The sequence below is a fragment of the Testudinibacter sp. 'clade 2' genome (assembly GCF_006227735.1).
Classification (GTDB): Bacteria; Pseudomonadota; Gammaproteobacteria; order Enterobacterales; family Pasteurellaceae; genus Chelonobacter.
Genome location: NZ_VDHB01000054.1, coordinates 56,292 through 66,029, shown reverse-complemented (window position 1 = coordinate 66,029; position 9,738 = coordinate 56,292). Strand labels below are relative to the sequence as shown.

General features: G+C 45.7%; 8 protein-coding genes. 1 reads left to right on the top strand and 7 read right to left on the bottom strand.

Annotated features, from left to right (window positions below; genetic code table 11):
* The first annotated feature begins 293 nt into the window (after positions 1 to 293).
* Positions 294 to 1,190, top strand: a complete 897-nt coding sequence (locus FHQ30_RS04905; protein WP_139611761.1) for a LysR family transcriptional regulator — start codon at positions 294 to 296, stop codon at positions 1,188 to 1,190.
* Between the two features lie 59 nt (positions 1,191 to 1,249).
* On the opposite strand, the gene FHQ30_RS04900 is transcribed toward FHQ30_RS04905, so the two are convergent.
* The 7 genes from FHQ30_RS04900 to fdhD form a co-directional block, all read right to left on the bottom strand.
* On the bottom strand, positions 1,250 to 2,080 hold the full coding sequence (locus FHQ30_RS04900; protein WP_139611760.1) for a class II glutamine amidotransferase: 831 nt from the start codon (positions 2,078 to 2,080) through the stop codon (positions 1,250 to 1,252).
* A gap of 366 nt (positions 2,081 to 2,446) precedes the next feature.
* Positions 2,447 to 3,796, bottom strand: a complete 1,350-nt coding sequence (gene gdhA, locus FHQ30_RS04895) for an NADP-specific glutamate dehydrogenase (RefSeq protein ID WP_139611759.1) — start codon at positions 3,794 to 3,796, stop codon at positions 2,447 to 2,449.
* A 107-nt stretch (positions 3,797 to 3,903) separates the two neighbouring features.
* Positions 3,904 to 5,370, bottom strand: a complete 1,467-nt coding sequence (ubiD, locus tag FHQ30_RS04890) for a 4-hydroxy-3-polyprenylbenzoate decarboxylase (protein ID WP_139611758.1) — start codon at positions 5,368 to 5,370, stop codon at positions 3,904 to 3,906.
* A 19-nt stretch (positions 5,371 to 5,389) separates the two neighbouring features.
* Positions 5,390 to 5,671 (bottom strand): type II toxin-antitoxin system RelE/ParE family toxin, encoded by a 282-nt coding sequence (locus FHQ30_RS04885; protein WP_139611757.1) that lies wholly within the window; start codon positions 5,669 to 5,671, stop codon positions 5,390 to 5,392.
* Positions 5,664 to 5,825 (bottom strand): hypothetical protein, encoded by a 162-nt coding sequence (locus FHQ30_RS13230; protein ID WP_176552288.1) that lies wholly within the window; start codon positions 5,823 to 5,825, stop codon positions 5,664 to 5,666. Before FHQ30_RS13230 ends, FHQ30_RS04885 begins: the two co-directional genes overlap by 8 nt.
* Before the next feature lie 101 nt (positions 5,826 to 5,926).
* Entirely contained in the window at positions 5,927 to 8,731 is a 2,805-nt protein-coding gene (gene polA, locus FHQ30_RS04880) for a DNA polymerase I (protein ID WP_139611756.1), read from the bottom strand.
* Between the two features lie 75 nt (positions 8,732 to 8,806).
* Entirely contained in the window at positions 8,807 to 9,655 is an 849-nt protein-coding gene (gene fdhD / locus FHQ30_RS04875) for a formate dehydrogenase accessory sulfurtransferase FdhD (RefSeq protein ID WP_139611755.1), read from the bottom strand.
* Between the last annotated feature and the right edge of the window lie 83 nt (positions 9,656 to 9,738).

Here is a 9,738-nt window from a genome sequence, read left to right as displayed (position 1 = left end):
GACATATATTAAATAAATTTTATTTATATATTTTAAAAAACAAAATCTAACTCCAGAAAATAGAAATCTCTATTCTCCATTCTTCTACTATCTTTTTAATTTAAAGTAATCTATGATTTAGTTTAATTTTCATTAAGTTAGCCAATACCCCGCTCTGTTTGCTGTGATTTCAGCGGAGCATATCAATAAAATAATAGAAAAAGAAATACTGATTTTTTAGATATGTATCAATTTTTTTTATAGAAATTTGATATACCATAGGTTCAGTTATGTAAACTGACACAGGAAAGGGTATGGATATTCGCCAACTACGTTATTTTATTGCTATTGTGGATAATAATTTTAATTTGAGTCGCACCTCACAGCATTTATATATTTCACAACCGGCGCTCAGCATGATGATTAATGAGTTTGAAAAACGTGAAAATATACAGTTGTTTAAACGAACACAAGGAAAAATAGTGGGCTTAACTTATGTGGGCGAGAATTATTATCGTGACGCAAAAGAAATTATCGAAAAATATAATGAGATGAACCAAAATCTGCATAAAATCACTAATCAAATCACCGGAAATATTACCATCGGCATTCCGCCATTGGTTTTATCGGTGGTGTTTTCTGAAATTATGCCATATCTTATTTTGGAAAATCCGACAATTAATTTCAGCATTAAAGAACAGGGAGCATATGTATTAAAAAAAGAATTGCTGTTAGAAAATATTGATCTGGCGGTATTGCTTTATCCAGAAGGGATATCTAAGAATATCATTGATTCTTTTGAGATTTCACATTCAGAACTCTCGGTGTTTTTCTCTCCGGAACACCATTTGGCACAAAAAGAGATGTTGACTTGGCAGGATTTACACAATGAAAAGATGGCGATATTTGATAAAACATTTATGATTTATCATCAATTAAGCGAGCACTTCAAGCGATATAATATTTACCCGAATATTATCTTGGAATCGAGCTCTTGGGATTTTTTATTAAATTCGACTAAAATTAATAAAGCATTATTAACTATTTTACCTTTTCCGATTTCTGAACTTTATCCTGCTGCTGATTATGTTTGCCGAAAAATTAAAGATCCGGTACCTTGGCGAGTGACATTATGTCGGTTACGTAAAAATAATTATAGCAATATTGAAAATTATATTTTAGATTCACTGCTTAAAGCATTTAAATCATAAAAAATAATACCGCACTTTATTCAATATAAAGTGCGGTATTATTAAGTGAAAAGCTTAGATTAAGCTACGCGAGATTGAACACACTGAGTACCGTCATCTTCCATTTGTTTGAACGTGCCGACCACTTCATGGATTTTTTCGCCGTCTTTAAACATCACAAAGCCACCGTGTTCCATTTTGACCCACGCTTCATTTTTGGTCAGTGGAAAAGTGGAGATGATATTCACTCGGTCATTTGGTTTAGCGAAGTCGTTGAAGTCGATCACACCGTCGTCATCAATGCGGAACGCTTTGCCGAACGGGGCTTTGCGCATCACATAATGCAAATGAGTGGAACAGTGCGCCAGCATGATTTGCCCGTTGGAGAGGATGAAATTGAATGTGCCTAGCTTGCTCAATTCGGCAGCGATTTCATAAACTGCGTCAAAAATCTCTTGGTCACTTGGTTTTTTGTGATACCGCACTTTGAGTTTTTCGACCATATAACAAAATGCAGCTTCGGAATCGGTGCTGCCAATCGGCTGCGCACGGCTTTCGGACAGATCCGGTATGGTTTTCAAGTTGCCGTTATGCGCAAACACCCAGTTTTCGCCCCAAATCTCACGCATAAACGGATGGGTATTTTCCAGGTTGACCACCCCTTGAGTCGCTTTGCGGATATGAGCGATCACATTTAGTGATTTGATGTGATATTGTTTGACGCAATCAGCGATCGGTGATGAGCTGCATGGCTTGTCGTCGCGAAAAACCCGCACGCCTTTCCCTTCAAAAAACGCAATACCAAAGCCGTCGGAGTGGTGGTCGGTGATCCCTGCGCGGCGGCGAAAACCTTCAAATGAAAACACAATATCGGTAGGGCTGTTACAATTCATGCCCAAAAGTTGACACATAAAATGCGATCCTGCAAAGCTCAAAAACGCTTTCGTTAAAGAAACGAAAAGATAAGTGGAATGGTGCAGAATTATACGCTTTTTTTATCAATAGAAAATAGGGGGTTATTCTTTTTTAGCAGTTTTTTTACGCTTTTCAGATCGCCTGTGTCGAATTGAGTGACCGCACTTTTGATTTAGCAGCCAGTATTTTTCATGACTAAGTTTGCAGGGAAAAGTGTGGCTTGATTAGCGAGGGTAACTGTTTGATAAATAATTGTTACTATATCAAAATACATAATTCTGAATACGATACACAATAAAAAAACCGAGAAAATTTTCATCTCCTCAGTTTTTATGGGTTAAAAGTGCGGTCTAACTTTTCGGTTAATACACACCTTGCGCCAGCATGGCATCTGCCACTTTAACGAAGCCGGCGACGTTGGCGCCGACTACATAGTTGATATTGGCTTCGCCTTCAGTCGTACCGTATTTTTTACAATTGGCGTGGATATCCAACATGATACGTTTCAGTTGGGCGTCTACTTCCTCACGGGTCCAATATAAGCGCTGTGAACTTTGCGTCATTTCCAAGCCGGAGGTGGCGACACCACCGGCGTTGGCGGCTTTGCCCGGTCCGAACAGTACGCCAGCTTCCAATAAGCGATCAGTTGCTTCGATAGTAGTTGGCATGTTGGCACCTTCCGCAACCAGTTGCACACCATTGGCAATCAAGGTTTCAGCGTCGGCTAACTCCAGTTCGTTTTGGGTAGCGCAAGGCAGAGCGATATCGGCTTTAACTTCCCAAGGGCGTTTGCCGGCATGGTATTCCAAACCGAATTGTTCGGCATAATCTTTGACGCGGCCACGTTTGACTTCTTTGATCTCTTGCAGCGCAGCCAATTTTTCTGTGGTGAAACCGTCTTTATCATAGGCATAGCCGGAAGAGTCAGAACAGGTTACCACTTTTGCGCCCAGTTCCAACGCCTTTTCAATCGCATATTGCGCCACGTTGCCGGAGCCGGATACCGTTACGGTTTTACCCGCAAACGATTGTCCTTTTTCTGCTAACATCGCTTGTGCGAAGTAAACCAAGCCGTAACCGGTAGCTTCCGGGCGAATCAAGGAGCCGCCGAAAGACAGACCGCGTCCTGTAAACACACAGGCGGCTTGGTTAGAGAGTTTTTTCATGTAGCCCGCCAAGTAACCGACTTCACGTCCGCCTACGCCAATGTCACCAGCCGGCACATCGGTGTCTGGTCCGACATGACGGTATAATTCCGTCATTAACGCTTGGCAGAAACGCATCACTTCCGCATCGGATTTGCCTTTAGGATCGAAGTCCGAGCCGCCTTTTCCGCCGCCCATCGGTAACGTAGTTAAGGCGTTTTTGAAAGTTTGCTCAAAGCCGAGAAATTTTAAAATGGAGAGGTTGACTGATGGGTGGAAACGCATGCCGCCTTTGTATGGTCCGATTGCACTGTTGTATTGCACGCGGAAAGCGCGGTTGACTTGTACTTGTCCTTTATCGTCAGTCCAAGCTACGCGGAATTGAATCGCACGTTCAGGTTCGACCAAGCGCTCGAGTAAGCTTTGCGAGGCGTATTTCGGATTTTTTTGCAGAAACGGCCATAATGAGGTGATGACTTCTTTTACGGCTTGCAGGAATTCAGCTTGGTGACCGTCACGTTTGGCGAGTTGTGCTAAGAAAGCATCAACAGTAGTTAAATTGCTCATGGGTTTACCTTTTTTAAGATGTGTTGTGTTTAAAATATATTTATAGTTTTATAAAAAATCCTCTGTCATTTACACAACAGAGGATTTTATTCTAAACGATATTTTTTCTAAAAAATAGACAATTTTTCCCATATTTCATCTATTTTTTTCACTATTTCTTCTTTTTTTCTTATTGGAACGCCCCATTCTCTGCTCGTTTCGCCAACCCATTTATTGGTGGCGTCGATCCCCATTTTAGACCCCAAACCGGCAACCGGAGAAGCAAAATCCAGGTAGTCAATCGGCGTGTGTTCTACGATAGTGCAGTCTCGCGCCGGATCGCTGCGGGTGGTGATTGCCCAAATCACATCTTTCCAGTCACGGGCGTTAATATCATCATCGCATACAATCACAAATTTGGTGTACATAAACTGACGCAGAAACGACCAGATTCCCATCATCACCCGTTTGGCGTGTCCCGGATACTGTTTTTTGATGGTGACTACCGCCAAACGGTAGGAACAACCTTCGGGCGGCAGGTAAAAATCAACGATTTCAGGGAACTGTTTTTGCAAAATCGGGATAAACACTTCATTCAACGCTTCGCCTAACACTGCCGGTTCATCGGGTGGACGACCGGTATAAGTGGAGTGATAGATCGGATTTTGCCGCATAGTGATGTGCGTGACGGTGAACACCGGAAAATATTCCTGCTCGTTATAATAACCGGTGTGATCACCATAAGGCCCTTCAAGTGCGGTTTCAGCCGGATCAATATAGCCTTCCAGCACGATTTCCGCACCGGCCGGCACGTCCAAGTCATTGGAAACTGATTTCACCACTTCGCTTTTATTGCCACGCAATAAACCGGCAAAGGCATATTCCGACAGGGTGTCGGGAATTGGGGTGACCGCACTTAAGATCGTCGCCGGATCCGCGCCCAGCGCCACTGACACCGGAAACGGTTGGTTAGGGTGCGCTTCTTTCCATTCCTGAAAGTCCAATGCCCCGCCGCGATGTGACAGCCAACGCATAATCAGCTTATTTTTAGCGATTAATTGTTGGCGGTAAATCCCCAAATTCTGCCGTTTTTTATACGGTCCTTTGGTGATGGTTAAGCCCCACGTCACCAGTGGTGCCACATCGTCTGGCCAACAGTGCATAATCGGCAATTTGTACAGATCCACTTGATCACCTTGCCACACAATCTGCTGACAATCGGCTTTGCCCAGCACCTTGGTCGGCATATTCAATACCTGTTTGAACTGTGGCAGCTTGTCAATCAGGTCTTTAAAACCTTTGGGTGGATCCGGCTCTTTTAAAAAAGCCAGCAATTTGCCGACATCACGCAGGGCTGTCACGTCTTCTTGCCCCATCCCCAGTGCCACCCGCCGTGTCGTACCAAACAGGTTACACAACACCGGCATATCATAGCCGACCGGGTTTTCAAACAACAACGCCGGCCCCCCCAAACGCAAAGTGCGGTCGGCAATTTCGGTCATTTCTAGATGCGGATCAATCGCCTGCGAAATGCGCTTCAATTCGCCCTGTTGTTCCAGCAAATCAATAAAATCACGTAGGTTTTTGTATTTCATAAATTATTTATTATCAACGTTAAGCAAGAGGTGGATAGAGTTGGCGGCAATGGACAATCGTAATAATCAAGATATTGTTTTCGGTTATTCGATATACAATCCTATATCCGCGAGAATAAATTTCTCTAGTATCAATAACATCGCCAACCCCCATTTCAGGCATTGTTGGCAATAATGCTACTGATTTTTGAATATCACCGAGTATATTTACCGCACTTTGTAAGCCGGCAAACTCGGTGATATTCATCATAATTTGTTCAAGATCGCTATTTGCAACCGCTGAATATTCAATTTCAAGCACTTCTTTTCATACCTTCTGCAGCTTTTAATGCGGCTCTGATCGCATTTTCATAAACCTGCTCACTGCTGTATGTCCGCCCCTGCTGCACAGCTTGATCGCCCAATTTAATCTTTTCTGCTAAAAATTTTTTATATTCTTCCGATTTTGTATCCATACTCTCTCTTCTCCTTGTTAGCCGGTATGTTCAGGTTACTGTCCCCCTAGCTGCATTTTTCGTCAATCGACCACACTTTATACCTGAATTTTGAGTCAGCATTAATGCGCTTCATCCCAATTATCACCAATGCCCACTTCGGCAATTAACGGGACGCTGAGTTCGGCGGCTTGTTCCATCAAGCTTTTAATCCGTTCGGCATAAAAATCCACTTTGTCTGACCGCACTTCGAACACCAGTTCGTCGTGCACCTGCATAATCATTTTGATCTCATTACTGTGGCGGATTTCATTGTCGATCAACAGCATCGCCCGTTTAATAATATCTGCTGCGGTGCCTTGCATTGGGGCGTTGATAGCCACCCGTTCAGCCCCTTTGCGGCGCATCGCATTGGCAGATTTGATTTCCGGCAGGTAGAGACGACGTTTAAACAGCGTTTCGACAAAGCCCTGTTCGCGTGCTTTTTGTTGAATATCCTGCATGAACGTCTGTACGCCCGGATAGCGTTGGAAATAAAGATCGATATATTGTTGCGCCTGCCCACGGGCAATGCCCAACTGGCGAGCCAAACCAAAGGCGCTCATGCCGTAGATCAACCCGAAGTTGATCGCTTTGGCGCTGCGGCGCTGTTCCGCTGTGACTTGCTCCAACGCCACGCCAAAAATTTCGGCTGCGGTGGCTCGGTGAATATCCTGCCCTTCGTCAAATGCTCGGTTCAGCCCGGCATCATTGGATAGATGCGCCATAATCCGCAATTCGATTTGTGAATAGTCGGCGGCGATAATTTTATTACCTTCAGCGGCAATAAAGGCTTTGCGAATGCGGCGTCCCTCTTCGGTGCGGATCGGGATATTTTGCAGGTTCGGATCACTGGACGACAAACGCCCGGTAATCGTCACCGCCTGATGATAAGAGGTGTGTACCCGACCGCTGTTTTTATCCACCATTAACGGCAGTTTATCGGTGTAAGTCGATTTCAACTTGCTCAAACCACGGTGTTCGACCAACAGTTTCGGCAGCTCGTGTTCGTAAGCCAGCTCTTCCAACACCTCCTCATTGGTGGACGGGGCGCCTTTCGGGGTTTTTTTGATAATCGGCAAACCCAGTTTATTAAATAAAATTTCTTGCAACTGCTTGGTGGACGCCAGATTAAACGGCTCACCCGCCAACTCATGTGCTTGTTGTTCCAGTTGCGTCAGGCGGACGGCGATCTGGTTTGATTGTTCAAACAATAAATCGCAATCCAGCAGCACACCGTTGCGTTCAATATGCGATAGCACCGACAATAATGGCATTTCCAATTTTTTAAACAGCTCAACCAAGGTTGGCTCGGCTTGCAGTTTTTGCCATAAGGTTTGGTGCAGCTTCATGGTGACATCGGCATCTTCCGCCGCATATTCCGCCGCTTGCTCGATTGGAATTTGGTCAAAGGTCAGTTGATTTTTGCCCTTGCCCGCCACTTCCTCAAAACTAATCGTGCGATGTCCCAAATAGCGCTGTGCCAAATCGTCCATATTGTGGCGTCCGGTGCTGTCGAGGGTGTAGGATTCCAGCATGGTGTCATAGGCGATACCTTGCAGTTGGATGCCGTGGCGGATAAAAATGGTTTCGTCATATTTGATATTTTGCCCGATTTTTTGAATCTGTGGATTTTCCAAAATCGGCTTTAAGGCGGCAAGTGCGGTCTGTAGCTCCAACTGCGGCGGCACATCTAAATAACGGTGTTGCAACGGCAGATAGGCCGCTTCGCCGTTGGGCAAGGCAAAAGAGATCCCGACCAGATTGGCCTGCATATAATTCAGGCTGTCGGTTTCGGTATCTAAGGCGATCAACTCTGCCGCTGTCAGTTTTTCCAGCCAGTGGGCAAAATCGTTTTCAGTCAGAATAGTTTGATACAAAGTGCGGTCAATCTGCACGGCGGCAGCGGGGGGCGCCACCGCACTTTCAGCGCTTGTTGCGGTGGCTTGATAGCCGTTAAAACGATTTACCGGCAATTCTGCTGCGGTGACCGAGCTGGAACCGTTTTGTAAGATTTCGTTCAGCCAACGCTTGAATTCATAGCGCCCAAAGGCTTCAATCAACGCATCGGTTTGCGCCGTTTGCATGGTCAGTTGGTCGTAAGACAGCGCTAATTCAACGTCGGTTTTAATCGTGGCAAGCAAATAGGATAGATCCGCCATTTCTTTGGCTTCGGCTAATTTATCGCCCAGCTTTTTCGCACCGCGAATCGGCAGCTCCGCCACCTGATCCAAGTTGGCATAAATTTGCTGCATACTGCCGATGCCTTGCAGCAGCCCAAGTGCGGTTTTCTCGCCCACGCCAGCCACACCGGGAATATTGTCCGAACTGTCACCGCGCAACGCCAGATAATCAATGATCAATTCCGGCGGAATGCCGTATTTTTCCACCACGCCGTCACGATCCAACAAAGTGTTGTTCATGGTGTTGATTAACATAATGTTGTCGTCCACCAACTGCGCCATATCTTTGTCGCCGGTGCTGATCAACACTTTCTGACCGCACTTTGAAGCACGCATGGCGAGCGTGCCGATCACATCGTCCGCCTCCACGCCGTCAATCACCAGCAGCGGAATACCCAACGCTTTAATCATACTGTGCAACGGTTGAATCTGCTTGCGCAAATCGTCCGGCATCGGTGGACGGTGCGATTTATATTGCTCAAACAACTCATCACGAAAGGTCTTGCCTTTGGCATCAAACACCACTGCCAGATAACGCGGATTGGCTTGGCTAATCAGGCTTTTCAGCATATTCAGCACCCCATACATCGCCCCCGTCGGTTCGCCCAACGAGTTGGTCAACGGCGGAAAGGCGTGAAAGGCACGGTAAAGATAGGAAGACCCATCCACAAGGACAAGGGCGTTATCGGCAATTTTGGCTGTCATAAATGATCACTTTTTTAATAGATGAAGTTGAATGGTATTGTAGCAAAAGTGCGGTTTGAAGTACGGATTAAATTATCACTCGCTGCAATCAAACCGCTCTCCCCTACAATACACTGTCGCCCGATTTTCACGGGCAAAGCCGACGAGGGAAAGGTTGTACTGCTGCGCCAGATTGACCGCAAAGTCGGTGGCGGCGGAGACGGCAATCAAAATTTCAATGCCACAGGCGACGCTTTTTTGTACCATTTCGTAACTGGCACGGCTAGTCACCAGAACAATACCTGGCAACTGACCGCACTTTTGTTTTTGTTGTGCGTGCCAGCCGAGCAGTTTGTCGAGGGCGACGTGCCGTCCGACATCTTCGCGGATTGCCAGCAGTTCGCCATTTAGGTTAAAAAAGGCGGCAGCGTGGGTGGCGCCGCTTTGTTGCGCCAGCTGTTGGGCTTGTTGCAACTGTTGCAAGCAGCCGTTGAGTTTGTTCAGATCAAACTGCAAAGTGCGGTCGAGCGGTTGCAGCGGACGGGTGACGTGCTGTAATTGTTCCACCCCGCATAAACCGCAACCGGTGCGTCCGGCAAGAGTACGTCGTTTCTCTTTTAACGCCATAAAACAGCGGCTTGCCATTTCTATTTGCACTTCAATGCCGTTGCTGACGTCGACCACTTCAAGCGTATAAATCTCGCTTGGCTGGTCGATAATGCCTTCGGCAAGGGAAAAACCCAGTGCGAAATCCGTCAAATCAGCGGGGCTGCACATCATCACCGTGTGCGCAATGCCGTTATACACCAGAGCGACCGGCACTTCATTGGCTAAAATATCTTGTTTTTGCAGCCAATGCGACTGTTTTTCAGTGGGGCTATCGTTGTTGCCATTGTTGCTGCAATTAAAGACCGTAACCGCTCTTTGGCATAAGGTTGACGACATATTTTCCTCTAATCATAAATGGGTAAATCATGCTAATTTTGATGTAACTCACAAAATTACGTTATATCACATTGATCTGGATT

Excerpts from the sequence above, each read along its gene's own strand:
- fdhD (WP_139611755.1), bottom strand. The coding sequence starts at position 9,655 with ATGTCGTCAACCTTATGCCAAAGAGCGGTTACGGTCTTTAATTGCAGC.
- FHQ30_RS04905 (WP_139611761.1), top strand. The coding sequence starts at position 294 with ATGGATATTCGCCAACTACGTTATTTTATTGCTATTGTGGATAATAAT.
- ubiD (WP_139611758.1), bottom strand. The coding sequence starts at position 5,370 with ATGAAATACAAAAACCTACGTGATTTTATTGATTTGCTGGAACAACAG.
- gdhA (WP_139611759.1), bottom strand. The coding sequence starts at position 3,796 with ATGAGCAATTTAACTACTGTTGATGCTTTCTTAGCACAACTCGCCAAA.
- polA (WP_139611756.1), bottom strand. The coding sequence starts at position 8,731 with ATGACAGCCAAAATTGCCGATAACGCCCTTGTCCTTGTGGATGGGTCT.
- FHQ30_RS13230 (WP_176552288.1), bottom strand. The coding sequence starts at position 5,825 with ATGGATACAAAATCGGAAGAATATAAAAAATTTTTAGCAGAAAAGATT.
- FHQ30_RS04900 (WP_139611760.1), bottom strand. The coding sequence starts at position 2,080 with ATGTGTCAACTTTTGGGCATGAATTGTAACAGCCCTACCGATATTGTG.